This is a genomic window from Sulfitobacter brevis, assembly GCF_900112755.1.
Lineage (GTDB): Bacteria > Pseudomonadota > Alphaproteobacteria > Rhodobacterales > Rhodobacteraceae > Sulfitobacter > Sulfitobacter brevis.
The window spans coordinates 160078-184483 of record NZ_FOMW01000006.1 but is presented as its reverse complement, the minus strand read 5'-3'; the positions used below and the strand labels follow the sequence as shown (position 1 = coordinate 184483).

Sequence of the window (24406 nt, the reverse complement as noted above, 5' to 3'; positions counted from 1 at the left end):
CGCTTTCCCTTGTTCTGCTGCATGTGCCCATTTCATGACGCGTCTCCTCTTTGCGTAAGCCCGATCCGCGCCTCCTCCAAAGCCGCCGCCATCTCGCGCAGCGCCTCTCCCGTGGCGATCCAATCCGCCTTGGCCGCGACCCGCGCTGTCGGTTGCATCGGGAAGGTCACCAACGACACTTCCCAAAGCTCCAATTGCGACAACAGCCGTTGCCCCTTGGTGTTCTTACTTGCCTTGACGGTGCGATAGCCGATGCTCAGCCCGTCTATTGCCCCTGCCGCGATCAGCGCTGCCGCCTCGCGGCCCTTGGCGACCGAGCTGAGTATCCGCCCCTTCACCCAAAGCCCGCGCGCATCTTCACGCACTTCATCCCAAACTCCAATCGGCTGGGCCGGATCATGCTGCCACAGCATTTTAATGCTGCGCCCCGCCGCCGCGACCGTCTTCAGGCTTTCGGCATAAGCTCCGGCCAGAACTACGTCGCCGCCCTGATCCGCGTCTCCGAAAAAGCTCGCATAGCCGCTGATCTCGACGCCGTCCTTCACATCGGTGACATCCTCGAACCGCGCAAATTTATGCTCCAGTTCGCGCCCGTCCCCGGACAAGCCTCCGCCGCTCCCCGGCGCAGGGCCGAGGTTCATAATATCCATTTGCATGGCACTCTCCTTAAGAATTCAGCCCGTTACGGTACGGCGATTACAAAGGATTCAACCGCTTGCGCCAAAATCACCGCGACCACCCCGTAAACCGTGAACCACAATCGCCGCTCCAGCCGCTCCATCACCTGCTCCAACCGGTCCAGCCGTTCCAGCAGATTGGCATGGTGGATTTCACTGACCCTCTCATGCGCCTGCAGCCGCAGACCCGGCGCACATTCAAACCGCTCCATCAAAGGCGTCTCACCCATCTGACGCCTCCCCAGGCAACCCCAGCAAACGCCGCTTTTCCGCATCACTGAGGAATTCCGCGCGGCTTACCCGCTGCCACTGCGCATCGCGCTCGCCCGCCAGTGCCGGCACCTGATCCAGATCAGGACGCACCTCGACGCGTTCCCCTGAGAACCGTGACAACCATACCGCCAACGCCGCCGTCACCCGCGTCGCCAATGGCAGAACTGTCAGCCGGTAAAACGCTCGGTGCGCTTCTTGATAATTGGCATAGGTCGCATCGCCCTGGATCCCGATCAGCATCGGCGGCACCCCGAAGGCCAGTGCAATCTCGCGCGCCGCACTCTCCTTGGTTTTTTGAAATTCCATGTCCGAGGGCGAGAACCCCATCGGCTTCCAATCCAGCCCGCCCTCCAACAACATCGGCCGCCCGGCATTGCGCGCGCCCTGATGATGGCTCTCCATCTCGTTGACCAAGCGGTCGTACTGGTCTTCGCTAAGCTTGCCCTGCCCCTCGGCACCGCGATAGATGATCGCCCCGCTGGGCCTTGCGGCGTTATCCAACAACGCCTTGGACCAGCGCGACGCCGCGTTATGCACATCCATCGCCATCGCGGCCGCCTGCAACGGACTAAAGCCATAGTGATCATCTTGCGGATGGAAGTTGCGAATATGGCAAATCGGCACCGCCGACCCGCTGGCATCAAACCGGTGCTTGCGCCCGCCTACCGCGTACTCAAATGCCACCGGCCAGCCATCTGCCCCCGGCACCACGCTCATCCGGTCGCTGCGCAACACATGCAACTCCATCGGCAACCCTGCATCGCCGCCCACTGCCTCGACATAGGCATTGCCCGACAACAACAACTGCGCATACAGCGCTTCCAGCAATTCGGCCCGCCCCTGCGCCCCGTTCGGCTGGGCCAGCAAATCAATGACGGGATGGCTGTCAAATCGCTGCGCCGCGTCCTGCACTACCAAGGGCAACGCTGCCGCCGCTTCCGCGATCAACTTCACCGACCGGAACCCAACGGGATTACCACAAAACCCGACCCGCGTCAGACTCACCGCATCGCGCGGGCTCCAAGCAACCCGGCCCGATGTCTGATACGCGACCACAGGCCCTGTCGCCGAAGCCTTCTGCTCCGGCACATCCGCCGCCGCTCCACGTCGCAGAAAGTCAAATACCATGCCGTTGCTCCTCAGATCCGCCGCATCCCGCAAGGGTTACCCCTTGGCTCGGTATTGAATTTCTCACCAAACCTTTAACGTCTCGAAACCACAGCGCCCGCACCCCCGCGCAACACCTCAAAATCCCAATTTCATTTTGCGAAGTAAACTCATGCCAACCCCGACCTAAAATCCACGGCTCCTCTGCAAGCGCCCGCTCACAACGACCGCACACCCGGGCTGCGCCATGTCGCCGCTGGTTCGATCATCAGCTCATGCAGCGCCCAAACCAGCGCATCAACGCGGTCCGGGCTGCCGCCGCCCTCATAGCCCCGCGCTGTCATCCGGCACATCTGGTCCTCCAGCGCATCCATCCCCGCGACGTGCCCGACCCGCCCCTGCTCATAAAGCGCCGCGACAGGCTCGGCCCGGGCCACCTTTCCACGGCTCGCATGCACCGACTTCAACGGTACCAATGGATCAATCCCGCGGATCACCTCGCCCACCATCTGCCCGCCCTGATTGACCTCGGCAATCAAACGATCCGCGCCAAATTGCTCCATCGCCGCAATCGCCGCCCGCGCCCAGCCACTCGGCGTGGCCCCCTGCACCGTGCAATCCGCCAAAACCACGGCGCGCCAGTTCTGCGGTGGCCCTTTGGTCTGCGCCCCCACCACAACGATCCCGCATTCGTCCGACGCAGCGCCGCTCGTCGTCGCCGGATCAAGCCCCACGACGATGCGATCAAACTCCGGCACGGCGCGTACACGGCCTTCCTCCAGCATCACACTGGTCCACAGCGCCCCTTCGGCATCCGCCAGCAACACCCCGTCCAGTTCCTGCCGCCCAAGCCGCGTGCCCCGGTACCGCGCCCGCACTTCCTCCAGAAAGCTCGCCGCCAGATTGGCCGCGTTGGCCTCGGTCGGCGCATGGGTCACCACGGTCGACGGCACCTTCAGCAAATCTTTCAACACGCCGACGTTGCGCGGCGTTGTCGTCACACAAACCTGCGGCTGATCCCCCAAACGCAGCGCAAACTGCAGCTGGTCCCAAGCCTCCTGCCCGCGCTTCCACTTCGCAAGTTCATCCACCCATGCGGCATCAAACTGCGGCCCCCGCAACCCTTCAGGGTCATGCGCCGTGTGTACCGTCGCGACCGCCCCATTGGGCCAAACCAACCGCTTGCGCGTCGCCTCCCAATCCGGTCGCCGATCCTCGGGCGAACAGGCCAAGATGCCGCTATCGCCAAAAATCATCACCTCGCGCACCTGCTCAATCGTCTCACCGACCAGCGCCACCCGTTTACAGCGCCCCGCATCCAGCGGCCGCGCCCCCTCCACGACCGACCGCACCCATTCCGCCCCCGCGCGCGTCTTGCCTGCACCACGGCCGCCCATGATTACCCAGGCCCGCCAATCGCCGTCCGGGGGTAGCTGGTGCTCCATCGCCCAGAACTCGAATAAAAAAGGGAGAGCGCGAAGCTCTCCCTCATCTAGTCCCGCCAAAAAGTCATTTTGGATAAAGCGAGCAGCGCAGCTTATCCAACTTGCACCCGATCTCAGTCCGCGCTTGCTCAAGGTCGAGGGCATAGCCGCCTCGGGCGATGCCTGCCTGCCTGTTTCTGCACTCATTCAGATAGTTCTCCACTTTGATGCACGTCCCGACCATGCCGGCGATCTTGCCAACCGCCTTGGACGTTGCAGTTTCCGTGATCTCCTCCCCGGATTGGGCCTGTGATTTCAGACCTTCTATTTCTCGGCGTAAGTCGCCGATGGCGCTCTTGAGCGAGGACAAAAGTTCTTCGCTCGCGGCAATCTCTTGCTCCGTGGTGATCATGGTGGTGATACCTCTCGTTTGGGGTCTCCAAACCGAGCAGACATGAAAAAACGACCGCCGGATTTTCATCCGGGGCCGTTTGCCCATCTCTTCTAGCATGCCATAATTACTAGGGTGGATCGTTCGCAAAGTCAAGTGTCAAGAGGTTAACGAAACCTTCCAACCCCTTACGATACTTAATAAAATCCTAAAAATTCGACTAAGAGAGCTGGAAAAGCTCGCGACTTCCGCCTCTCCAAACATCGGGATTTCCGGCCTAGTTCCCGCCAGTTGACGCATTGCCAGCCGCCTCCGCGCCGCGCTCTGCCTCGATCTTCCGCCAGTTCGCCACGTTCTTGTTGTGCTCGTCCAATGTCTCGGCAAAAGCATGGCCACCCGTGCCATCGGCAACAAAGAATATGAACTCCGATGTATCAGGCTGCGCTGCGGCCATCAGGCTTGCACGTCCCGGATTGGCAATCGGTGTTGGCGGCAATCCAGCGATCACATAGGTGTTCCACGGCGTCTCTTTGCGCAACTCGGACTGGCGCAGACCACGGCCCAAGACGCCCTTACCCTCGGTCACACCGTAAATCACCGTCGGGTCAGTTTGCAACCGCATGCCCTGGTTCAGACGGTTAACAAAAACGCTCGCGACCTGCTTGCGCTCTTCCGGCACGCCGGTCTCTTTCTCCACGATCGAGGCCAGTATCAGCAGCTCCTCAGGCGAGCTTACAGGCAATCCGGGCGCGCGGTTTTCCCACGCATCTGCAAGTGCTCTGGCTTGTGCCGCAGCCATCTGGGCCAGCAATTCAGCACGGTCATCACCGGGCCGCACTTCATAGCTGTCGGGCGCCAGCGTGCCTTCCTCCGGCACGGTCTCGACCTTGCCTGCCAGTACCTCGATGCCCTTGAGTGCCTCAACCACCTGCCAGCTTGTCACGCCTTCGGCCATGGCAACACGCAGACGGGTGTCCGCCTTTTCCTTCATCTCGCCGTAGACTTCCGGTGTCTCTTCGACACCCGGTTCAAACTCGGCACGCTCGACAAATCTATTGGTCACCGGATCAAGCTCGCGCACCTGTACGCTCACACGGTTCACCCCGATACGGTACACAACTTCCGTCCCGCAGGTGCTGGCACCGCCGCGCGTGATCACATCAACGATCCCCTCCATCGAGGTCGTAGGCTGTACCAGAAAGCTCCCAGCCTTGAGGTTGCCGGTCATCTCGGAATAATCCGCGCCGATCCGGAAAATCGCCGCCGATGTCACCGCGCCTTGCTCTTCAAGATCACGACTGACCTTGCGCATGTTCGATCCACGCTCAACCTGAACGCAGATCGCCTGATCAAGCGGTCCCTCGGCGGTGTATTGGGTCTTACCCCACAGAATAACACCCCCCAAAAGGAAGAACCCCACCATCAGAAAGGTGATGGCGTTCGACGCAATATTTCGCCACATCAGGAGAGTTTCCCGAACAGCACGCTGGCATTGGTGCCGCCAAAGCCGAATGAATTGCTTAACGCCACGTCGATCTTACGCTCGACCTTTTTGTTCGCTGCCAAGTCAATCTTGGTCTCAACCGCGAGGTTATCAAGGTTGATTGTGGGCGGTGCCACCTGATCGCGGATCGCCAGAATGCTAAAGATCGCTTCAATCGCGCCCGCAGCCCCCAACAGGTGACCCGTAGCGGATTTTGTCGATGACATTGTCACCTTATCGGCGTGCTCGCCCATCATCCGCTCAACAGCGCGCAATTCGATCACGTCCGCCATGGTCGATGTGCCGTGCGCGTTAATGTAATCCACGTCCTTCGGCTCCAGCCCTGCGCCTCTCAACGCCGAACGCATCGAGCGTTCCGCGCCGTCACCATCCTCGGAAGGAGCGGTGATGTGATAGGCATCGCCCGACAGACCATAACCCAACACTTCGGCATAAATTTTCGCACCGCGCGCCTTGGCGTGCTCGTATTCTTCCAGCACGACAATGCCTGCGCCTTCGCCCATGACAAAACCATCACGGTCGGCGTCGTAAGGGCGGCTGGCTTTCTTGGGGTCGTCGCCCCGCTTGGTGCTCAGCGCCTTGCAAGCATTAAAGCCCGCAATACCGATCTCGCAGATCGCCGCCTCGGCGCCGCCCGCCACCATCACATCGGCATCGCCGTGCATGATCAAACGGCTGGCATCGCCAATCGCATGTGCGCCCGTCGAACAGGCCGTCACGACCGAATGGTTCGGCCCGCGAAAGCCATAACGGATGCTTACCTGGCCCGAGATCAGGTTGATCAACGCACCTGGCACAAAGAACGGGCTCACGCGGCGCGGGCCCTTTTCATTCATCATGATCGCGGTGTTGGCGATGGAATTCAGCCCGCCGATGCCCGACCCGATCAGCACACCTGTGCGCTCAAGGTCTTCTCTGTCTGTGGGCTTCCATCCGGAATCCTCAACAGCCTGCTGGGCAGCAGCCATACCGAACAGAATAAAGGTATCGACCTTACGCTGCTCTTTTGGCTCCATATAGGTATCGGCATTAAAGGTGCCGTCGGTGCCGTCGCCCAAAGGCACTTCACAGGCGTATTGTGTCACCAACCGCGATGGATCAAATCCGGTGATTGGTCCCGCGCCCGACTGACCGTCAAGAATCCGCGACCAACTGGCCTCGACCCCATCGGCCAACGGTGTCACCAGACCCAGCCCTGTCACTACAACTCTACGCATATCCAAGCCCCTTGGTATCTTGTCGCTTTGCTCGGCTATACCTTGCGAAAGGCCAATTGTTCAAGGGTGCTGAGCCTCTTACCCTTGTCACAGCCCGGTCCTGCATTGCCGCCTGCCTTCAGATCGGCGGACCCTTGCGCGTCATAATGCGCATCAGCGCCCCGTCATATTCAATCTCGCGCAGCGCCGCATATCCCAAGGCCTCAGCTATCACGAGCGAGGGCGTGTTATCTGGCTGGACCATGCATACCGTGCGCCCTGCCACCACCCTGTCAAACCAGTCATGCGCGGCGCGTGCCGCCTCCAGCCCGATCCCCGCCCCTTGGCGCACAGGATCCAACAGCCAACCTGCCTCTGGAAAGGGATCGAAATCATCGCCGAGGCCACGCGATCCAAAGAAAAATCCTGTCTGCCCCGCCATCGGCTTGGCGCCTCGCAACTGGATTGCCCATTGGCCAAAACCTACGATCTGCCAGTGCCCGGCAATCCGTAAAAATGCATCCCACGACTGCGCTTTACTGCGCGGCTCGCCCAGAACCTCGGCTTCAAGGGGCGGGGTTATCCAAAGCTCGGCAAAGCGTGGAAAATCTTCGGCCCGCATGGCCCGCAGCGTGACGCGCGGCGTATTTATCGTAGGAACGGTGCGCGACATAAGAAATTCAGGATGCCTTCAGGCTGGAATATTCAGCGTTACTTTTGCGCCGCCCGCGCCTGCCATTCAACCCACAGATGTCTGTTCAAACGAAAAACGGCGTTATTCCGCAAGGGAACAACGCCGTTCAGTTTTTATCGCCACGCCTGCGGTTTGCAGGCGGCAGCAGTCTATCAGGAAGCTTCCTTGATGAACTTGACCGCATCGCCGAACGTCTGGATGTTTTCAGCCGCGTCATCAGGGATCTCGATGCCGAACTCTTCTTCGAAGGCCATGACCAGCTCAACAGTGTCAAGGCTGTCTGCGCCAAGATCGTCGATGAACGACGCATTCTCGGTCACTTTATCCTCTTCAACACCAAGGTGCTCAACAACGATCTTTTTCACGCGGTCTGCGACGTCGCTCATAATAAGTCCTCATTTCTTCCGGGTCTGACTGGACCCAATAATATTTCCGCGCACCGATCTCGGCGGTTGGAGGATGCCCCGTGGTCAGGGGCGGCTCTGATCCTTGTTTGCACAAGGTTTGCGGGGCGATCAAGCGCCCATTGCCTCGATTCTGCGCCCCCTTTAGCATATGACGCAAAGGGCGCAAATGTTATTACGGATTGTTCTATAGCATGGCCATGCCGCCGTTCACATGCAAGGTCGTTCCGGTGACATAGCCCGCTTCCGTACTTGCCAGATAAACAACAGCCGCCGCGATCTCTGCGGGATCCCCCATCCGGCCAGCGGGAATCTGCCCCATGATACCGGCTTTCTGGTCAGCGGTCAGCTTGTCGGTCATCGCGGTGGTAATAAAACCCGGTGCGACCGCATTAACGGTAATACCACGGCTCGCGACCTCATAGGCCAACGACTTCGACATCCCGATCATCCCTGCCTTGGAGGCCGCATAGTTGGCCTGCCCAGGATTACCGGTGGCACCCACCACCGACGAGATATTCACAATCCGGCCCCAACGCGCCTTCATCATGCCGCGCATGACACCCTTGCACAGCTTGAAGGTCGCCGTGAGGTTAACGTTTATCACGCTGTTCCATTCGTCATCCGACATCCGCATGAAAAGATTATCGCGGGTGATACCTGCGTTATTGACCAGAATATCCACCGATCCCATCGCCTCTGCCGCCTGTTTCGGCAGCGCCTCGACAGCTTCCATATCGCTCAGGTTACAGGGCAGCACATACGCGCGCTCACCCAATTCAGCGGCCAGCGCCTCCAAAGGCTCGGTGCGGGTGCCGGACAGGCCCACAGTCGCGCCACGGGCATGCAGGCTGCGGGCAATCTCGGCACCGATACCGCCGGACGCTCCGGTAACCAACGCATTTTTCCCTGTCAAATCAAACATCTGTCTCTCCTGCCTTTTTCCGTCAGGGCTGTGTCAGCAACCCAAAGCGGGCGATTTCCGCCGCTGTTATTTCATGTATATAGTCCGAGGGCGCCGCCCCCAAAGTAAACCAGTAAAACGCATCGCTGCCCAGCATATCAGCCACATAGCGCCGCGTCATTTGATGCTCGGGTGCGTGGCGTGGATAGCTGCTGCCCTCGCGGTAACCGTTGCGCCAGCTGTGCACGCCGAGGCTCGCACCCCGCTCCATCGTGCGCCGCCGACCTGCCAGAAACAGATCCACCCCGCCCGAATCTACAACGCTATCCGCGCGCAAATGGGTGCCAAGCCCCAAGGCCCGCAAACGGTACCCCATTTCTATCGTCGCCGCCCCGTCGATCGAGCCGTCAATCTGGGTCTCAACAACTGTCCGGACTTGCGGGTTGGCTGCCAATACGCGGGCGAAATTGGCAGGGGTCCGGCTGGTAATCGTGCCCGACAGGATCAATTGATCGCCGCGCACCACCATCTGTGTGCCATCGCTGGCATTTTCCACCACGCCGCAGGCCGAAACCAACAGCGCCAGCGCCAAAACCAGCCCGCGCATCATCAGGCGTCTTCCGCTGCGGCAATCTCTGCGGGCGTGCCGAAGGTGCGGCAGGTGCTGTCTTTGCTAATCCGCCGGATCATCCCCGAGAGCGCTTTGCCTGCGCCGATCTCCCAAAACTCGGTGACGCCCTGCGCAACCATCCACTCGACCGACGTCCGCCAGCGCACCCGTCCGGTAACCTGATCCACCAGCAAGCCTTGAATCTGCGTCGCCGAGGTCACCGCCTCCGCCAATACGTTTGCAACCAACGGCACATGCGGATCCTTAATCTCGACCTCACTCAGCGCTGTCGCCATCGCCGTGGCCGCAGGGCCCATCAAAGAGCAATGGAAAGGTGCCGACACCGGCAAGATCAACGCGCGCTTCGCTCCGGCTTCCTTGGCAAGCACCGTGGCCCGCTCCACAGCCGCAGCATTGCCGGAAACCACGTTCTGAGAGGGATCATTCTCGTTGGCGACCTCGCAAACCTCGCCCTGCGCAGCTTCCTGCGCGACCTTGATCACCTGATCGATGTCGAGCCCGAGAACTGCCGCCATAGCGCCCTCACCCACCGGAACAGCAGATTGCATGGCGCGGCCACGAATGCGCAGCAAACGCGCCGTATCCGCCAGCGACAACGCCCCACTCGCACAAAGCGCCGAATATTCCCCCAGCGAGTGACCCGCCACAAAAGCGGCACGGTCCACGGTGATGCCTTCGGCCCCCAATGCCGCCATCGCGGCCATTGATGTCGCCATCAGCGCGGGCTGGGCGTTCTCGGTCAGGGTCAGGGTCTCGATGTCGCCCTCCCAAATCAGCTCGGACAGCTTTTGCCCCAGTGCCGCGTCGACCTCGTCGAACACGGCCCGCGCCGCCGGATAGCTCTCGGCCAGCTCGCGGCCCATGCCGATGGTCTGGGCGCCCTGCCCGGGAAATATAAATGCGATGCTCATGCTGGCCTCTCGGTTTTCGTTTGCCCAAGATGTAGCCCGTGGCGCCGGTTGTAACAAGTCCGCACCGGCCCTGTGCAAGGATCGCCATTGTGGCTGCGTTCTGGCCCGATTAACTGCGCAGTCAAAGCTAACGGAGTACGATCATGCCCCTGACCAATACCCACCAGCGCTACGGCGGTGTGACCAAGACCTTCCACTGGCTGACTGCGCTGCTGATCCTCACATTGATCCCGCTCGGCTGGATCGCTGATGAGCTGCCCTTCGACACCGACACCGAACTGGCCCGCAAGGCATGGCTGTTCTCGCTGCATAAAACCCTCGGCGTGGCTGCGTTTTTCGTCGCCGTGGCGCGGATACTTTGGGCGCTGTCGCAACCACATCCGGGCTTGCTCAACGCCGACAGACGGCTTGAAAGCTTTCTGGCCTCGCTAGTGCACTGGTTGCTTTACGGCGCATTGGTGATTGTGCCGCTGTCGGGCTGGATAGGCCATGCGGCTGCCTCGGGCTTTGCGCCAATCTGGTGGCCTCTGGGCCAGAACCTTCCGCTGGTCCCGAAAGACACCAACGTCGAGCATTTCTTTGGCGCCCTGCATTGGGCCGCTGGTCGTGTATTGATTGGCGCAATCTTTCTGCACATTGCAGGCGCGCTCAAACACCACATCATTGACCGCGATTCCACCCTGCGCCGCATGTTGCCCGGCACGCCGGTGATCGGCACGCTCCCGCCACAGCACCGCAGCAAAGCGCCCCTGCTCGCCGCAGTCGCCCTTTGGGCCGCAACATTCGGTTTCGCCGCTGTTGTCTCGCGCGGTGACGCCGCTGAACCGGCAACAGCGCCAGCCTTGGCGCAGGTTTCCTCCGAATGGCAGGTCCAGCAAGGCCAGATCGAGATTTCGGTCAACCAGTTCGGATCCACCGTCACAGGCCAGTTTGCCGACTGGACCGCCGAGATCGACTTTGATGAAACTTCCGACATGGGCAAAGCCGGCACGGTCACCACCACAATCGCGATCCCGTCGCTGACTTTGGGATCCGTTACCGGCCAAGCGCTCGCCCCCGACTTCTTTGACGCGCCTACGTTCCCAACCGCGCGCTTTACCGCCGACATCCTGCACGGTAGCGACGGCTATATCGCGCAAGGCACGCTGACGATCAAAGACCAAAGCCTGCCTTTCGCCTTTCCCTTCAGCCTTGCCGTCAACGGCGACGCCGCTGAAATGCGCGCCGACCTGACGCTCGACCGGATTGACTTTGGCATCGGCGACAACGTGAATGATGAAAACACACTGGGCTTTGCCGTTACAGTCAAGATCACCTTGACCGCGCAACGCGGCGAATAAGCACTCTTTTGCACCGCAACAAAAAAAAGGCCGCCCGAGTATCGCTCTGGCGGCCTTTCTAATTTTGTGGAGAAGCGGGCTTATTCGGCCTTCATCGCCTCTAGTGAAATATTCACCTGTACCTCGTCGCCAACATAGGGCGCAAACATCCCCATATCGAAATCCGAGCGCAGCAGCGTTGTTGTGGCATCGAACCCGACCCAAGGCTTACCCGCCTGCGGGTGATCGCCCATCTGGTTCAGCTTGGCATCCAGCACAACAGGCTTGGTGATCTCGTTCATTGTCAGGTCGCCGGTGATTTTGGCAGTATTCTCACCCGTCACTTCGATCCCAGTGGACGTGAAGGTGACCATGTCGCCCTCTTTCGCACCAAAGAAGTCATCCGACATGAAGTGCTCTTCACGCGCTTCCCAGCCGGTGAACATCGATGTCGTCGGCATTGATACCGTCACTGAAGACTTGGCCGGATCGGCTTCGTCAAACATGATTTCGCCTTCAAAGCCCGAGAACATGCCGGTTGTCGTCGAAAAACCGAGGTGCTGATAGCTGAACACAACTTGGCTGTGGCTCGCATCCAGCACGTATTTGTCAGCGGCAAAGGCGCTGCTTGCAGTCATGGCAAGGGCGGCGGCGAAAAGGATAGGCTTCATAAAAAGTGCTCCGGTGTTGCGTTACATGTCCCACCATGTGCGTCGCGGCGCAGCAGAAACAACCCGTCAACCCGAACAGCCTATGCGCGCCATTGAACAGAAGCTTTTGTGCGCCTCAAAATCAGGCCAGCTTTCCAGCATCGCGCAGCCACGCCATCAAACCATCAAGCGCGCCCCGATCGGAAATCGTGAACTCGGCAAATAACCCGCCATCCGCCCCCCAAAACCGCAGATGTGCGCCGTTCTGCTCCACACGGGCAAGGTCCTTGAAGGCACAGCGTTGCAAAATGGTCGGTTTGCCACGCTTTGCCAGCCGCACCAGACGGATTTCGCGGCGAATACTGTCAATCTCGACGGCCGGCGCAGGCGGTCGCGCACTTGATTGCAACAATCCGATACCGGCACCCAGCGCAACAACCGACAAGACCAGCTTGAAAAGCATTTTGTCCTGTTGCCAACCTGCCCCTGGCATTAGCCAAAGAGCGACCGCAGCACATACCAACGCGACACCGAAAATCCGTTGGATACCCCTTACAACCCACCGCGCGCCTCCCACCATCCGGATGGCTTCATGGATCGAAGTGCTGGCGGCCACGACGTCGGCTGATGCTGACATGACAAGATTTCCTTTACCATTTATTAAACTAAATCATTTTCTATCCCCAACCTTGCGAAGCAAAAGAGACGATAAAGCGGCAAGTCCGGGGCAGACGCGAGGCCATCGTGGAATACTTTGCGTGAAGGCGGCACCGATACGCGCCACTCTTACCTTTGCACGCCCCGCAAATCCGTGCCTTTTGCCACCCTGCCAGCGCGGCACCTTGCGCCCCCGCCCAAACCGTGTATATCGGCGCTTCCTTTGCACTGTTGATGAACCGCGCAGACTCTCGTGGTGGGGCCGCAAAGGATCATGCCCTACCTATGAAATGCGCCTTGATATAAATAGGAGTTCGCATGCCGCTATATGAGCATGTCATGATTGCGCGTCAGGATTTGTCCAACACGCAGGCCGAAGGCCTTATCGAACATTTTGGCACTGTCCTTGCCGACAACGACGGCAAACTCGTGGATAGCGAGTACTGGGGCGTCAAGACGATGGCCTACAAGATCAACAAGAACCGCAAGGGCCATTATGCCTTCCTGCGCTCGGACGCTCCGGCAACTGCCGTGCACGAGATGGAACGCCTGATGCGCCTGCATGATGACGTGATGCGCGTGTTGACCATCAAGGTCGACGAGCATGCAGAACTGCCATCGGTTCAGATGCAAAAGCGTGACGAACGCGAGCGTGGGCCCCGCCCCGACCGCGGCGATCGTCGTTGATCATCAGCTTGTAGAAAAGGATATAAACCATGGCTGCAAAACCATTTTTCCGCCGCCGCAAGGTCTGCCCCTTCTCGGGCGACAACGCACCGGCAATCGACTACAAGGACACACGTCTGCTTCAGCGCTACATCTCTGAGCGTGGCAAGATCGTTCCTTCCCGTATCACCGCAGTGTCTGCGAAAAAGCAGCGTGAACTGGCCCGTGCCATCAAACGCGCCCGCTTCCTCGCCCTGCTGCCCTACGCCGTGAAATAAGGAGCAAAGCAGATGCAAGTAATCCTTCTGGAACGTGTGGCCAAGCTGGGCCAAATGGGCGAAGTCGTCGACGTAAAGTCCGGCTACGCACGCAACTACCTGCTGCCACAAGGCAAGGCGCTTTCCGCGTCCAAGGCCAACATCGAAGCTTTTGAGGGCCGCAAGACCCAGCTTGAGGCACAAAACCTCGAGTCCAAAAAAGAAGCCGACAAAATGGCTGCTACCCTCGACGGCCAGCAGTTCATCGTGATTCGTTCGGCCTCCGATGCGGGCGCACTTTACGGTTCCGTCACCACCCGTGACGCGGCCGAATCTGCTACCGAAGCGGGCTTTACCGTAGACCGCAAACAGGTCGTGCTCACCGCACCGATCAAGGAACTGGGCCTGCACGAAGTGCAAGTGGTCCTGCACCCTGAAGTCGAAGCCAAGATCATGATCAACGTAGCGCGCTCGAAAGAGGAAGCCGAATTGCAGGCTTCCGGCAAGTCCATTCAGGAACTCGCCGCCGAAGAAGAAGCCGAAGCAGAATTCGAAATCTCCGAACTCTTCGACGATCTCGGCTCCGCTGCTTCGGACGACGACGACGCGGGCGACAACCGCTCCGCCGCCGCTTCGGACGATCAGGACGACGCTGCTGCTCGCGACTGATTTGCAGGTCTGATATACGCTAAAAAGCCCCGCGCAGAGCCCTCTGCGCGGGGCTTTTGTTTGCGATGAGTCGATACGGCAGGGCAGCACCGCCAAGCGCCTCCAACGACGCTCTGCGCGGCCTTCCGCCGCCCCTCGCGCGGATAGCCGCGCAGCCAGGTCCACGGCGATTGCCCTTAGGGGAACTCTGCGTAAATTGGCCGCAGTTGCCACAACATGCGAATCCAAACATGCCCCAGACAACACGCCGAGCGTTTCTTACCCTGATCGCCGCAACCGCCCTGACGGCCTGCACTGCGCCTCCCATCGAGGCCCATGGCTCCAAACCGACATCGACGCGCCTGCCGCTACATCCCAATGAAACGCCCGAGCTGCGTCAAAAGATCAACTACTGGGCCGACTACTACGAAGTTCCCCGCCCGCTGGTCCACCGCCTTGCAATCCGCGAGAGCACCCACAACCCCTCTGCGCGCAACGGCCCCTACTACGGCCTACTGCAAATCCTGCCCGCCACGGCCCGCACCATGGGCTTTCGCGGCGCCTCCAGCGACTTGCTGGATGCCGATACCAATCTGAAATATGCGCTGAAATATTTACGTGGTGCTTGGCTGCTGGCAGACGGCAACCAGAACACCGCGATCAAATGGTACGCCAGCGGCTACTACTACGAAGCCAAGCGTCGTGGCATGTTGGTCCAGACCGGCCTGCGCAGCGGCTGACCCCACAATTCCCCACCCGCTGCCGCCTATTAGCTGGCGGCGGGTCGGCGCCTTAATAGCGGGCGGGGCGGCTCAGACCATCCGGAACTCTTCCAGATGATTGTTGATGTGCAAGACATGCGCAATCGCATGATCGTCTTTGCTGAGCTGACCATTGGCGAAATGTGCTTTCATCTCCGAGCCATAGCCTTTGAACGTCACTAGAGCGTTTTTCAAACGCAGCAACGCGTCCTGTGTCTGGCCATCGTCTGTGACAACCTCGCCGGGAATGACTTCGTCTAACCCGTGAGACATGGCCCCGCGGGCATTAAACACCTTGTAGGCGAGCTTCCGACAGTTTTCTGAAATATCGGCGGCTTGTGCTCTGGGTAGCCTGACATCGAAAACTCGACCGATTGCGCGAGATGGTTAAGCGTCCTCGACGCATCCCAGCCTCCCGACGTCTCGATCGGCGATCTTGCGAGGGTGTCCAGCTTATCCAGCATCAAATCACACTGGGATGGCTTTGGTCTCGCCGCGCATTGAGCCAATAATACCCCCCGCCAGCAACACCCAGAAACGCACCAGAAACGATATATCTAGTGAACATGCGCCTATCCATCTGATCCCAAACTTACTGCAGAAATGCTCAACTTGTGAAAAATCTAGGCGAATTGGGTCCCTGTGTCGAGAAAACGGTGCGTTTGGCAAACTGCTGGGAGAGCCTCAGGTGGGCCAGCGCCCACCCCAAACGAAAAAGGCGCCCCGAAACCGGAGCGCCTTAAATTCTTATCGAAAATCGAAAAGATTATTCGTTTTCAAGCTCTTCAACAGCTTTCTGAAGCTCTTCTTTGGTGATCTCTTTCTCGGTCACGTCGGCTTTTTCGACGATATGATCGATCACTTTGTCTTCAAAGATCGGCGCGCGCATCTGCTGTTGCATCTGCTGGTTCTGCTGAACGAATTCAAAGAACTGACGCTCCTGACCAGGATACTGACGCGCCTGGTTCATGATCGCTTGGGTCATCTCGGCATCGGTCACTTCGATCTCGGCCTTCTGGCCAATCTCGGCCAGCAACAGGCCCAGACGCACGCGGCGGTTTGCCAGCTTGTTGTGCTCGTCGGTGGTTTCGATCTCGGGGTGGTCATGGCCCTGAACCTCAGGATTTTCCTCGTGCCACAACTGGTGCGCGATCTGGCCTGCTTCGGCTTCGACCAAGGACGGTGGCAGATCGAAATCGACCATCTCGTCCAAGGCATCAAGCAGCGCCCGCTTCATTACAGCGCGTGACGCGCCGGCATATTCAGCTTCAAGACGCTCGGAGATTTGCGACTTGAGGGCGGCCAGATCGTCGGAGCCGAATTTCTTCGCCAGCTCGTCGTTGATCTCGGCAGCAACGGGTTCCTTCACCTCTTTGATGGTGCAGTCAAAGGTCGCTTCTTTGCCCTTCAGGTGCTCGGCCTGATAATCGTCTGGGAAGGAAACGGTAACCTGCTTCTCTTCGCCGTCTTTCACGCCAACCAGCTGCTCTTCGAAGCCGGGGATGAAGGAGTTCGAACCCAGTACCAGCGGGTAATCTTCCGCCGCACCACCTTCAAAAGGCTCGCCGTCAACCTTGCCGACGAAATCGATCACGATCTGGTCGCCGTCTTTGGCTTTGGAGCCTTTCTTACGTGCTTTGAAGTCCTGCGCGGTTTCCGCGAGGTTGCTGAGTGCTTCTTCAACAGCGGCGTCATCGGCTTTGACAACCATCTTTTCCAGCTTGACCTTGCCCATGTCGAGCTCGGGGATCTCGGGCAGTGCTTCGTAGGTCATGGTGACCTCGACGTCGTCGCCTTCTTTCCAGTCTTCGTTGGTCATTTTGACTTCTGGCTGCATCGCAGGGCGGTCGCCAGACTTTTCAAAGTGCTCTGACATGGCGCCATCGATGCTTTCCTGCATCGCTTCGCCAGTTACGCGCTGGCCGAACTGCTTTTTCAGCAGCGCCATCGGGACCTTGCCCTTGCGAAAACCCTTCATTTCAACGTCAGGCTGGGCCTCGGCCAGTTTTTCGTTGACCTTGGCTTCCAGCTCGGCGGCCGTCACGGTGATGGCGTAGCCGCGTTTCAGACCTTCGTTCAGCGTCTCATTGACCTGCATGTTTGCTCCATAGCGTAATGCCGCGCACGAACGCACGCAGCCGAAAATTTCCGCCCTTCTATGCGCCACCGCGCCTGTCCGCAAGGGGGTCAGGCCGACGGCTTTGGGCCTATCGCAAGGTTTCGCGCTCAGAACACCCCGTTGCGCGCCAGCAGCACCGTCAGATAGGTGCCGTAGCCCACCAAAAGTGCTGTCCCCTCGCGGCGGCTGATGCGCCATCCGGTCACCGCCACAGCGACCAGAGCCGCCGTCGCTGCCAACATGATCCAGATGTCAAAGCTGGCAATCTGCGCAGGCACCTCCAACGGCAGCACCACTGCCGTGATCCCCAGAATTCCCAGAATGTTAAAAATGTTCGAGCCCACGATATTGCCCAAAGCCACATCGCTTTGGCCTTTGCGCGCCGCGATGACCGAAGTGACCAACTCGGGCATCGAGGTGCCAACCGCAACGATGGTCAGCCCGATCACCGTATCCGATAGCCCCAAGTCCTGCGCTACAGCCACCGCACCCGTGACCAAGAACCGTGCCGCCAACAGCGTTAGCGCCAGACCACCGGCCAATTGCACCGCCGACAACATGGCGCCCGCAGTCTCGGGCGGGACAGGCAGCGCCGTGGGGGAGCTGCGCCGCTCGCCGTGCAGCGTGAAAGCCAGATAGGCGGCCAGAGCGCCAAGAAACACCAGCCCGCTCACCCGCCCCGCCTGCCCCGTCAACACGACGGCCAGACACATCAGGGATGACGCAACCAGAACGCTTGCATCGCGTTTAAAGGCAGCAGGCTGTACCACCATCGGCGCCATCACCGCCCCGACCCCGAGGATCAGCAAAATATTAGCGATGTTGGAGCCGATTACGTTGCCCAGCGCGATTCCCGGCGCGCCTACATAGGCTGCCTGCAGCGACGTCACCAATTCGGGCATCGAGGTACCGAAACCCACAATCGTCAGTCCGATAAACAAGGGCGACAGACCCATCCGCTGTGCCAGCGCCACTGCACCGCGCACCAAAAGCTCGCCGCCCAGCACCAGCCCGAGCAAGCCCCCCGCAATTAACACGTAATCCATGAATAAACCCTTGTTGACCGATGCGGCTTTGCGCATCCGGCTACACGCAGGTGGCGCTGCGCGATCACGCCTTCAAGGCGTGGGGCGGGCTATATTTCACAGCCCGCCATTCGGGTCACATACCCAGTGCTTCCTTGTACATCTCCAACACCGCTTCTTCTTCGGCGATGTCGTCCTTGTCACGCTTGCGCAGCGCGATCACTTTGCGCAGTACCTTGGTGTCGTATCCGCGCGATTTCGCCTCGGCCATGACCTCTTTTTGCTGCTCGGCGAGGTCCTTCTTCTCCGAATCCAAACGCTCGATCCGCTCCACAAACTGGCGCAATTCGTTCGCCGTGACTCGATAGGTCGCGTCGCCGGGGCTGCTTTCGGTGATATCGGGGTTGGTTGACGTATCGCTCATGCTGCGCTCCTGACATGGTTTTGCGCCTGACTACCCCCCCGCCCAGCGGCCCGCAAGCGGGTCTTGCAGGATGCGCGGCTTTGGCGTAGCGATGCCGCCATGGAAAATATGACCTCCTCCCCGCTGGAATGGCTGATCTGGATCGGCGCTACTTTGTCGCTTATCGGCCTTGCCGGGCTGGTCTGGTGCATCTTCAGCGTCAGCCGTGCCAAACGCGCCAAGCTGGATGACGACGCCATGCGGTTGGTGCTGAAAAAGGCGATTCCGCTCAACCTCGGGGCGCTGTTTTTGTCGGTCATCGGGCTGATGCTGGTGATTTTGGGCGTGTTCCTGACCTGATTGTGCGCCCGTTGGTGCGTGAGTTGCCCCCCACCGACCGCAAAAACCCGCCGATAATTCCTCTCCTATTCGCCCCTGCCCCCGCCTGTCTGCAAAACCCATGCTGGACAGACTGCAAGGCTGTGCTTAAATCAGCCCATGGATATTCGCGAACTCACCCCCCGCTATTACGTCAGCCCGCAGATCGATCCGGCTGACATGGACGCGCTCAAGGCGCGTGGCATCACCCGCATTTTGTGCAATCGCCCCGATGCCGAAGTCCCGCCGAGCCATAGTGCCGCTGCCATTCGCACCGCCGCCGAGGCTGCTGGGCTGAGCTTTGCCGAACAGCCGCTGACCCATCAAACCATGGTGCCAGAGAACATCGCCGAGAACCGCGCCAAGGGTGCGGCAACCGATGATGTCGTGCTGGCATATTGTGCCTCGGGCACCCGCTCCACCATCGCTTGGGCCTTGGGTAATGCGGGCGAGTTGCCTGTGGACGAGATTATCTCCTCTGCCAGCAAAGCCGGTTATGACATCGAGAACCTGCGCCCCGCGCTGGCGCAGCCCTTTACCTGAGCGTCAGACTCCTGCCTCGCGCTCTGCAGGCAGCCAAATGCGAAATCCGGTTCCCGCCCCCTGCGGCAGGTACCGGATGCCACCGCCCAGCCGCGTCATGATCTCGTGACAGATGGCAAGGCCCAGACCCGCACCTTCGCCCTCAACGCCGTGCACGCGAAAGAACTTCTCAAAAATCACCGCCTGCGCGTCCTCCGCGATCCCCGCGCCGTTATCGACAAAATCAATCACCAACGGCCCGTCGCTTTCCTGCACCTTTATCGAAAGCTCCGGCTCGGCTGCACGGCAGTATTTCGCGGCATTGGCCACAAGATTGATGAACACCTGCCCCAGCCTGTCCAGATCGGTGGTCAGCGGCAGCGCTTCGGTAAGTGGATCACGGCAGATTGCCAGCGCTCCGTTCCTGCCCGCCAAAGCCGTCGTAATCGCCTGATCCAACACCCGCGACAGCGGCGCGCTTTGCACATTCAGCGTCACTTGCCCGTTCTGCAAAACCGACAGATCCAGCAGATCATCCAGCAGCCGCGTCAAGCGAATCGTCTCGTCATGGATGATCGAAGCATAGCGGGTCTTGTCCGCTGCCTTGATCCCCTTTGCATCGCGCAAAATCTCCGAAAACGACCGGATCGAGGTCATCGGCGTGCGCAATTCATGGCTGATCTGGCTGAGAAACCCATCCTTTTGAAGCGACAGTTGCGTCAGCTTTTCGTTAGCTTCGCGCAACTGCGCGGCGGTCTGCGATAACTCTCGGGATTTCGCCTCCAGCTGGCTGGAATACTCCAGCATCTGCGCCGATTCGTCGGCCACCGCCAAAAGGTCCTGCACCGAAACCGAGGTGCCACCGACAATCTGCGCCACCATCGCATGGGCCGTGGCGGCCCCCACCGCACCCGCCAACTCCCGCTCCAAAGCCTGCACAAAGCGCGGCGTCGGCTGCGGCAGGCCGTCGGCAAAGCCCTGCCTGCGTGCCTCCCCCGCGAAAAACGCCTGCGCCTCACGCGCGCCCAAGATGCGCTGCGCCATGATCATCAGATCTTCGCTGCCCGCGACCGACGCGGTCCAGCCGCGCGCGGGGCTGGAGTGATCGAAAACATTTACAAACTGCGCGCCCTGCAAGCGCTCCACCGGATCGGGGAAGGTAAACAGCGAGACGACCACAAAAATGATCGCGTTCAGCGACAGGCTCCACACCACCGCATGCACGGTCGGATCCAACCCCTCAATCCCGAACAGCGCCTGCGGGCGTAGCCAGCCCAATCCCATCAGCCCCGTCTCGTACACCGCCTGCGACAGCACCGTATCCATGCCAAAGCTGGGCAAAAGCATGGTAAAAAGCCATAGCGCGAAACCAAGGCTTAACCCGCAAAGCGCGCCCATCCGTGTTGCCCCGCGCCAGAAAATTCCGCCCAACATTGCGGGCAAAAACTGCGCCACCCCGCCAAAGGAGATCGTGCCAATTGCCGCCAGCGCGCCACTGCCCCCCGAACTGCGATAATAGAGAAACCCCAACCCGATGATCAGCAAGATCGACAGCCGCCGCGCGAGAATTACCACATTGCGCACATCGCCCGATTGCGTCGCCCCGTCGCGGCGCAGCGCCAGCCAGATCGGCATGACGATATGGTTCGACACCATCGTGCTCAACGCCAGCGTCGCCACGATCACCATCGAGGTGGCAGAGGAAAAGCCGCCCAGGAAAGACAACATCGCCAGACCGTTCTGCCCTTGGCTGAGCGGCAGCGACAGCACGAAGAGATCGGGGTTTGATCCTTCCGGCAGCAAATCCAGCCCAACAACTGCAATCGGCACAACGAAGAGGCTCATCAGCAGCATATATAGCGGGAAAGCCCATGAGGCGATTTGCAGATAGCGCTCGTCGTCATTCTCGACGACCATCACCTGAAACATCCGCGGCAGACACAAAAGTGCTGCCCCTGAAAGCGCGGTCAGCGCCGCCCAGCGGCTGCCCTGCACACGAAACGCGCCAATCTCGGAGGCATCAATCCGCGTCATCGTTTCGGTAAGCCCGCCCGCTACCCCCCAGACCACAAAGATACCAACTGCCAAAAGCGCTACCAGCTTCACCACAGCCTCTACGGCGACGGCGATGACCACCCCGTGATGGCGCTCGTTCACGTTGAGATTGCGGGTCCCGAAAAGCACGGTGAAAAGCGCCAGCCCTAAAGCCACCCAAAGCGCCGCGCGACCTGCGTTGATGCCCGCACCAACCTCAGCCCCCGGTATCGCTTCGGGCGCGGCAAAGATCGACAGCGACAGCACAACTGACTGTAACTGCAAGGCAATATAGGGGGTTACCCCGACCACAGCCATCACCGTGACAATAATCGCCAGCAAGTTCGACTTGCCATAGCGCGAGGAAATCAGATCGGCGACCGAAGTCACGCGCTGGCTGCGGCCGATCCGCACCAAGCGCCGAAGCACCCACCACCAGCCAAACATCACCAGACTAGGGCCAAGGTAGATGGTGACATATTCCAGCCCCGACCGCGCAGCATAGCCCACCGCACCATAGAATGTCCAAGCCGTGCAGTAGATCGATAGAGACAGCGTATAGACCAACGGTGAATGCAAAAGCCAGCCGCCGCGCCCGCGCAGCGCTGCGCGTTCGGCCATGAAGGCCACAAAGAACAGCCCTGCCACATAGGTCAGGCACACGATAACCAGTTGATTTAACGAAACCACTACCGCGCCTCGGTCACGGGTGGTTTGGCGGCTGGATCGCTTGCTGGGTCAGCGGCATGCGCGCCCGTGCGCCGCCACAGCAGCCACCCCGCCAGCACCAGAAACATCCACGCGCCAAACAGATATTCCAGAGCCGTCGACATCGGCATCGTCTCGCTCGGGTCATCAGAAGGTACTGGCCAAATCAGCGGCACCATAAACAGCGCCAGCCCCAGCACCGGCAAAAGCCGCACCGCATCCATCATCCGCCGGACACGATAGCTGCGCCGCTCCAGAAAGATCGGGCTGCGCGCCATGGCTCAGCTTGCGGTCAGGTGGCGGGACAGATCGCGCACGGCGTCCAGCATTTCGGTATTTGAAAACGGTTTGGTCATGAAACGGCTGACACCGGCCTTCTCGGCCATCTCGCGGTCACGGGCCTGCCCGCGTGCGGTCAGCATCAGGATTGGCAGATGCGCCAGCGCGGGATCTGCCCGCAGATCATGCAAAATATCAAACCCGCTGCGCCCCGGCAGCATTACATCCAGCATTACCAGATCAGGCGCCGACTTGCGGATCACCTCCACCGCCGTCGCACCATTCGCGAGCGTTTCGACGCGCCAGCCATCATTGGTCAGCAGGAATCGGATCGCCTCGGCGATATTCAGTTCATCCTCGACCAGCACGACGTGTTTGCCCATGGACAGTGGTTCTCCCCCCTTAGTTGGCTGCGCCCTTGCCGGTCTTGGTGCCGGATCTGCGTATGCCCGAGCGCTACGATGCATCGGAAAGTCAGGGCTGTCAAAAAGTGAAATGGCTCGGCGGAGGACACGGGCTGCGCGAGTTGGCCCCCATGCGTCAGATACCCGCGCTCAGGATCGAGGGTTCGCGCCGCGCCGGACAGTTATCCTTTGAACAAACACGGCAGGTCGATCCGACCTGCGCCACCGGCCCGCTGGCCCCCGCCGCAGCGGGTAACAGCAACATCACCGATTGCACCAAAGGCGCGGTGTTATAGGCCGGCGCCGATTGCGGCTCACACACGGCAAAGGCGTCAAACTCGGCCTCCGCCCCGCCCAGTTGCGCCAACCGCACGGCGGTCACCTGCCCTTGCTGCCCCAACGCGCCAAACAGCGGCCAGAGCGGGCAGCAGGCCCCGAAACGCGGCACGGTGAACCCCTCTATCGACTTGCGAAAAATCACCGTGCCGGAGCGATCACAGACCACCAGCCCCGATTGCAACTCTGGCAGCGTAGCCATGCGCCGCATCACCCGCCCCACAGGTTGGTGCATGCGCTGCGCCAAGGCTGCCGGATCAGGGCCCAAATCCTCCACCGCCGCGACAAGCTGCGCCAGCGGCAGGCGCGCCGCATCCCGCGCCAATTGGTGCAGCACGGCCGTTGCGATATGGCGCGCGGCAGCCGAGCGCAGATCAGACGCAGCACGCACCAGACTGTCGATCTCATCCTCCCGCCCAGCCTCCAGCGCCTCGAAGTGATAACTGTGCCGCGATAAAAACGCCTCCACTTCCTCTTGCGGCGAAATCCCTGCATCGGTGGCGTCGGGGTCGGCCTCAAGATAGGCGACAAGGCTTTGCGCACTGTTGGAGAGGCGGCGGCTGTCTTCGTTGATATTGGCGTGAAAGCGGTCGCGCCATTCCGGCTCAAGCGTCTTGGTCTCCGCCAGAATCGCGGCGGTGCTGCGAATCGCCGCAGCGGTGCTGAGCAATTCGTGCATTGAGGCCGCCAGATGCGGGTCATGCGCCAACCGGTCGGTCAGCGCCTCGACGGTATGCTCCAGCGCGGCAATCCTGCGGCGGGCGCCCGCCAAAACCTCCGCCCAGCCCGGAAAGCGCCCCGCAAATTCATCTGCGCGCTCGGCTTCCGGCCCGCTCAGCCCTGCATCCACCGCCGCTTCGCGCAGGCTGGAGATTAACGCCGCCTCGGCCCCCTCGGTCAGGGTCTGTGGCTCCACACCCAAGGCGCGGGCAATCGCCAGCAGCAGTTTGCCCCCGATTTTGCGGCGGTTGTGTTCGATCAGATTGAGGTAACTGGCCGAGATCGCGCTCTGCCGTGCAAGCTCGGCCTGCTTCATTCCCGCCATCACGCGGCGTTCGCGGATGCGACTGCCGGTCAGGACCTCACGCGCCATGAGGCAAACGCCAAGTATTATGGTTCTTTAT

At 60.3% G+C, this 24406-nt stretch carries 28 protein-coding genes and 1 pseudogene; 7 read left to right on the top strand and 22 right to left on the bottom strand.

Annotated features, from left to right (window positions below; translation table 11 throughout):
• Positions 1–32: 32 nt before the first annotated feature.
• From BM174_RS10150 to fabD, 12 genes are all read right to left on the bottom strand, one after another.
• Complete coding sequence (locus BM174_RS10150; protein ID WP_245766325.1) at positions 33–641, bottom strand: HK97 family phage prohead protease; 609 nt, start codon at positions 639–641, stop codon at positions 33–35.
• Between the two features lie 41 nt (positions 642–682).
• Positions 683–907: a GTA head formation protein, RCAP_rcc01685 family gene (locus BM174_RS10145; protein WP_093923737.1), complete on the bottom strand. Its 225-nt coding sequence runs from the start codon at positions 905–907 to the stop codon at positions 683–685.
• A complete protein-coding gene (locus tag BM174_RS10140) occupies positions 900–2078 on the bottom strand; it encodes a phage portal protein (protein ID WP_093923736.1) in 1179 nt (392 codons plus the stop codon). Before BM174_RS10140 ends, BM174_RS10145 begins: the two co-directional genes overlap by 8 nt.
• Positions 2079–2275: 197 nt before the next feature.
• On the bottom strand, positions 2276–3646 hold the full coding sequence (locus BM174_RS10135; protein WP_177209462.1) for a terminase large subunit domain-containing protein: 1371 nt from the start codon (positions 3644–3646) through the stop codon (positions 2276–2278).
• Entirely contained in the window at positions 3567–3893 is a 327-nt protein-coding gene (locus BM174_RS10130) for a hypothetical protein (RefSeq protein WP_245766318.1), read from the bottom strand. The genes BM174_RS10135 and BM174_RS10130 overlap by 80 nt, the downstream gene beginning before the upstream one ends.
• Positions 3894–4149: 256 nt before the next feature.
• Positions 4150–5334, bottom strand: coding sequence for an endolytic transglycosylase MltG (mltG, locus tag BM174_RS10125; RefSeq protein WP_093923733.1), 1185 nt, complete (start codon positions 5332–5334; stop codon positions 4150–4152).
• Positions 5334–6593, bottom strand: a complete 1260-nt coding sequence (gene fabF, locus BM174_RS10120; protein ID WP_093923732.1) for a beta-ketoacyl-ACP synthase II — start codon at positions 6591–6593, stop codon at positions 5334–5336. The genes mltG and fabF overlap by 1 nt, the downstream gene beginning before the upstream one ends.
• Before the next feature lie 118 nt (positions 6594–6711).
• Entirely contained in the window at positions 6712–7245 is a 534-nt protein-coding gene (locus BM174_RS10115; RefSeq protein ID WP_093923731.1) for a GNAT family N-acetyltransferase, read from the bottom strand.
• Positions 7246–7418: 173 nt separating this feature from the next.
• Entirely contained in the window at positions 7419–7652 is a 234-nt protein-coding gene (locus BM174_RS10110; RefSeq protein ID WP_025048350.1) for an acyl carrier protein, read from the bottom strand.
• Between the two features lie 205 nt (positions 7653–7857).
• Complete coding sequence (fabG, locus tag BM174_RS10105) at positions 7858–8595, bottom strand: 3-oxoacyl-[acyl-carrier-protein] reductase (RefSeq protein WP_093923730.1); 738 nt, start codon at positions 8593–8595, stop codon at positions 7858–7860.
• 22 nt (positions 8596–8617) lie between these two features.
• Positions 8618–9184: a hypothetical protein gene (locus BM174_RS10100; protein ID WP_093923729.1), complete on the bottom strand. Its 567-nt coding sequence runs from the start codon at positions 9182–9184 to the stop codon at positions 8618–8620.
• The gene (gene fabD / locus BM174_RS10095; protein ID WP_093923728.1) at positions 9184–10116 is read right to left on the bottom strand and encodes an ACP S-malonyltransferase; all 933 of its coding nucleotides are present in this window, start codon (positions 10114–10116) and stop codon (positions 9184–9186) included. Before fabD ends, BM174_RS10100 begins: the two co-directional genes overlap by 1 nt.
• A gap of 143 nt (positions 10117–10259) precedes the next feature.
• On the opposite strand from fabD, the gene BM174_RS10090 reads away from it, so the two are divergent.
• Positions 10260–11456, top strand: a complete 1197-nt coding sequence (locus BM174_RS10090) for a cytochrome b/b6 domain-containing protein (protein ID WP_093923727.1) — start codon at positions 10260–10262, stop codon at positions 11454–11456.
• A gap of 80 nt (positions 11457–11536) precedes the next feature.
• Here the strand turns inward: BM174_RS10090 and BM174_RS10085 are convergent, their stop codons facing one another.
• Positions 11537–12106, bottom strand: coding sequence for a YceI family protein (locus BM174_RS10085; RefSeq protein ID WP_093923726.1), 570 nt, complete (start codon positions 12104–12106; stop codon positions 11537–11539).
• Between the two features lie 121 nt (positions 12107–12227).
• Positions 12228–12722 carry a hypothetical protein gene (locus tag BM174_RS10080; protein ID WP_093923725.1) on the bottom strand — a complete coding sequence of 165 codons (495 nt, stop codon included), beginning with the start codon at positions 12720–12722 and terminating at the stop codon, positions 12228–12230.
• Positions 12723–13060: 338 nt separating this feature from the next.
• Here BM174_RS10080 and rpsF point away from each other — a divergent pair, with 338 nt between their 5' ends.
• From rpsF to BM174_RS10060, 4 genes are all read left to right on the top strand, one after another.
• Positions 13061–13429 carry a 30S ribosomal protein S6 gene (gene rpsF / locus BM174_RS10075; RefSeq protein ID WP_093923724.1) on the top strand — a complete coding sequence of 123 codons (369 nt, stop codon included), beginning with the start codon at positions 13061–13063 and terminating at the stop codon, positions 13427–13429.
• 29 nt (positions 13430–13458) lie between these two features.
• Positions 13459–13686 carry a 30S ribosomal protein S18 gene (gene rpsR / locus BM174_RS10070; RefSeq protein ID WP_005852865.1) on the top strand — a complete coding sequence of 76 codons (228 nt, stop codon included), beginning with the start codon at positions 13459–13461 and terminating at the stop codon, positions 13684–13686.
• A gap of 12 nt (positions 13687–13698) precedes the next feature.
• Positions 13699–14334, top strand: coding sequence for a 50S ribosomal protein L9 (gene rplI, locus BM174_RS10065; protein ID WP_093923723.1), 636 nt, complete (start codon positions 13699–13701; stop codon positions 14332–14334).
• 230 nt (positions 14335–14564) lie between these two features.
• Positions 14565–15053: a transglycosylase SLT domain-containing protein gene (locus BM174_RS10060; RefSeq protein WP_093923722.1), complete on the top strand. Its 489-nt coding sequence runs from the start codon at positions 14565–14567 to the stop codon at positions 15051–15053.
• 72 nt (positions 15054–15125) lie between these two features.
• On the opposite strand, the pseudogene BM174_RS21365 reads toward BM174_RS10060, so the two are convergent.
• The 4 genes and pseudogenes from BM174_RS21365 to BM174_RS10035 all read right to left on the bottom strand — a co-directional run bounded on the left by BM174_RS21365 (position 15126) and on the right by BM174_RS10035 (position 18642).
• A pseudogene (locus tag BM174_RS21365) lies at positions 15126–15538 on the bottom strand (DUF1569 domain-containing protein).
• Between the two features lie 302 nt (positions 15539–15840).
• Positions 15841–17172 (bottom strand): trigger factor, encoded by a 1332-nt coding sequence (gene tig, locus BM174_RS10045; protein ID WP_093923719.1) that lies wholly within the window; start codon positions 17170–17172, stop codon positions 15841–15843.
• Between the two features lie 128 nt (positions 17173–17300).
• Entirely contained in the window at positions 17301–18239 is a 939-nt protein-coding gene (locus BM174_RS10040; protein ID WP_093923844.1) for a calcium/sodium antiporter, read from the bottom strand.
• 115 nt (positions 18240–18354) lie between these two features.
• Positions 18355–18642 carry a DUF2312 domain-containing protein gene (locus BM174_RS10035; RefSeq protein WP_093923718.1) on the bottom strand — a complete coding sequence of 96 codons (288 nt, stop codon included), beginning with the start codon at positions 18640–18642 and terminating at the stop codon, positions 18355–18357.
• A gap of 99 nt (positions 18643–18741) precedes the next feature.
• Between BM174_RS10035 and BM174_RS10030 the strand changes: the two genes are divergently transcribed.
• Positions 18742–18981, top strand: coding sequence for a hypothetical protein (locus tag BM174_RS10030; protein WP_093923717.1), 240 nt, complete (start codon positions 18742–18744; stop codon positions 18979–18981).
• 138 nt (positions 18982–19119) lie between these two features.
• Entirely contained in the window at positions 19120–19542 is a 423-nt protein-coding gene (locus BM174_RS10025; protein WP_093923716.1) for a TIGR01244 family sulfur transferase, read from the top strand.
• 3 nt (positions 19543–19545) lie between these two features.
• Here the strand turns inward: BM174_RS10025 and BM174_RS10020 are convergent, their stop codons facing one another.
• The 4 genes from BM174_RS10020 to BM174_RS10005 all read right to left on the bottom strand — a co-directional run bounded on the left by BM174_RS10020 (position 19546) and on the right by BM174_RS10005 (position 24375).
• Positions 19546–22245, bottom strand: coding sequence for a sensor histidine kinase (locus BM174_RS10020; protein WP_093923715.1), 2700 nt, complete (start codon positions 22243–22245; stop codon positions 19546–19548).
• Positions 22245–22541 (bottom strand): hypothetical protein, encoded by a 297-nt coding sequence (locus BM174_RS10015; RefSeq protein ID WP_245766317.1) that lies wholly within the window; start codon positions 22539–22541, stop codon positions 22245–22247. Before BM174_RS10015 ends, BM174_RS10020 begins: the two co-directional genes overlap by 1 nt.
• Before the next feature lie 3 nt (positions 22542–22544).
• Positions 22545–22925 (bottom strand): response regulator transcription factor, encoded by a 381-nt coding sequence (locus BM174_RS10010; RefSeq protein WP_093923714.1) that lies wholly within the window; start codon positions 22923–22925, stop codon positions 22545–22547.
• A 157-nt stretch (positions 22926–23082) separates the two neighbouring features.
• Positions 23083–24375, bottom strand: a complete 1293-nt coding sequence (locus BM174_RS10005; RefSeq protein WP_093923713.1) for a helix-turn-helix domain-containing protein — start codon at positions 24373–24375, stop codon at positions 23083–23085.
• Positions 24376–24406 lie beyond the last annotated feature (31 nt).

Coding starts and splice junctions, on each gene's coding strand:
- BM174_RS10150 (WP_245766325.1), bottom strand. CDS start 641: ATGAACCTCGGCCCTGCGCCGGGGAGCGGCGGAGGCTTGTCCGGGGAC.
- BM174_RS10145 (WP_093923737.1), bottom strand. CDS start 907: ATGGGTGAGACGCCTTTGATGGAGCGGTTTGAATGTGCGCCGGGTCTG.
- BM174_RS10140 (WP_093923736.1), bottom strand. CDS start 2,078: ATGGTATTTGACTTTCTGCGACGTGGAGCGGCGGCGGATGTGCCGGAG.
- BM174_RS10135 (WP_177209462.1), bottom strand. CDS start 3,646: ATGCCCTCGACCTTGAGCAAGCGCGGACTGAGATCGGGTGCAAGTTGG.
- BM174_RS10130 (WP_245766318.1), bottom strand. CDS start 3,893: ATGATCACCACGGAGCAAGAGATTGCCGCGAGCGAAGAACTTTTGTCC.
- mltG (WP_093923733.1), bottom strand. CDS start 5,334: ATGTGGCGAAATATTGCGTCGAACGCCATCACCTTTCTGATGGTGGGG.
- fabF (WP_093923732.1), bottom strand. CDS start 6,593: ATGCGTAGAGTTGTAGTGACAGGGCTGGGTCTGGTGACACCGTTGGCC.
- BM174_RS10115 (WP_093923731.1), bottom strand. CDS start 7,245: ATGTCGCGCACCGTTCCTACGATAAATACGCCGCGCGTCACGCTGCGG.
- BM174_RS10110 (WP_025048350.1), bottom strand. CDS start 7,652: ATGAGCGACGTCGCAGACCGCGTGAAAAAGATCGTTGTTGAGCACCTT.
- fabG (WP_093923730.1), bottom strand. CDS start 8,595: ATGTTTGATTTGACAGGGAAAAATGCGTTGGTTACCGGAGCGTCCGGC.
- BM174_RS10100 (WP_093923729.1), bottom strand. CDS start 9,184: ATGATGCGCGGGCTGGTTTTGGCGCTGGCGCTGTTGGTTTCGGCCTGC.
- fabD (WP_093923728.1), bottom strand. CDS start 10,116: ATGAGCATCGCATTTATATTTCCCGGGCAGGGCGCCCAGACCATCGGC.
- BM174_RS10090 (WP_093923727.1), top strand. CDS start 10,260: ATGCCCCTGACCAATACCCACCAGCGCTACGGCGGTGTGACCAAGACC.
- BM174_RS10085 (WP_093923726.1), bottom strand. CDS start 12,106: ATGAAGCCTATCCTTTTCGCCGCCGCCCTTGCCATGACTGCAAGCAGC.
- BM174_RS10080 (WP_093923725.1), bottom strand. CDS start 12,722: ATGTCAGCATCAGCCGACGTCGTGGCCGCCAGCACTTCGATCCATGAA.
- rpsF (WP_093923724.1), top strand. CDS start 13,061: ATGCCGCTATATGAGCATGTCATGATTGCGCGTCAGGATTTGTCCAAC.
- rpsR (WP_005852865.1), top strand. CDS start 13,459: ATGGCTGCAAAACCATTTTTCCGCCGCCGCAAGGTCTGCCCCTTCTCG.
- rplI (WP_093923723.1), top strand. CDS start 13,699: ATGCAAGTAATCCTTCTGGAACGTGTGGCCAAGCTGGGCCAAATGGGC.
- BM174_RS10060 (WP_093923722.1), top strand. CDS start 14,565: ATGCCCCAGACAACACGCCGAGCGTTTCTTACCCTGATCGCCGCAACC.
- tig (WP_093923719.1), bottom strand. CDS start 17,172: ATGCAGGTCAATGAGACGCTGAACGAAGGTCTGAAACGCGGCTACGCC.
- BM174_RS10040 (WP_093923844.1), bottom strand. CDS start 18,239: ATGGATTACGTGTTAATTGCGGGGGGCTTGCTCGGGCTGGTGCTGGGC.
- BM174_RS10035 (WP_093923718.1), bottom strand. CDS start 18,642: ATGAGCGATACGTCAACCAACCCCGATATCACCGAAAGCAGCCCCGGC.
- BM174_RS10030 (WP_093923717.1), top strand. CDS start 18,742: ATGGAAAATATGACCTCCTCCCCGCTGGAATGGCTGATCTGGATCGGC.
- BM174_RS10025 (WP_093923716.1), top strand. CDS start 19,120: ATGGATATTCGCGAACTCACCCCCCGCTATTACGTCAGCCCGCAGATC.
- BM174_RS10015 (WP_245766317.1), bottom strand. CDS start 22,541: ATGGCGCGCAGCCCGATCTTTCTGGAGCGGCGCAGCTATCGTGTCCGG.
- BM174_RS10010 (WP_093923714.1), bottom strand. CDS start 22,925: ATGGGCAAACACGTCGTGCTGGTCGAGGATGAACTGAATATCGCCGAG.
- BM174_RS10005 (WP_093923713.1), bottom strand. CDS start 24,375: ATGGCGCGTGAGGTCCTGACCGGCAGTCGCATCCGCGAACGCCGCGTG.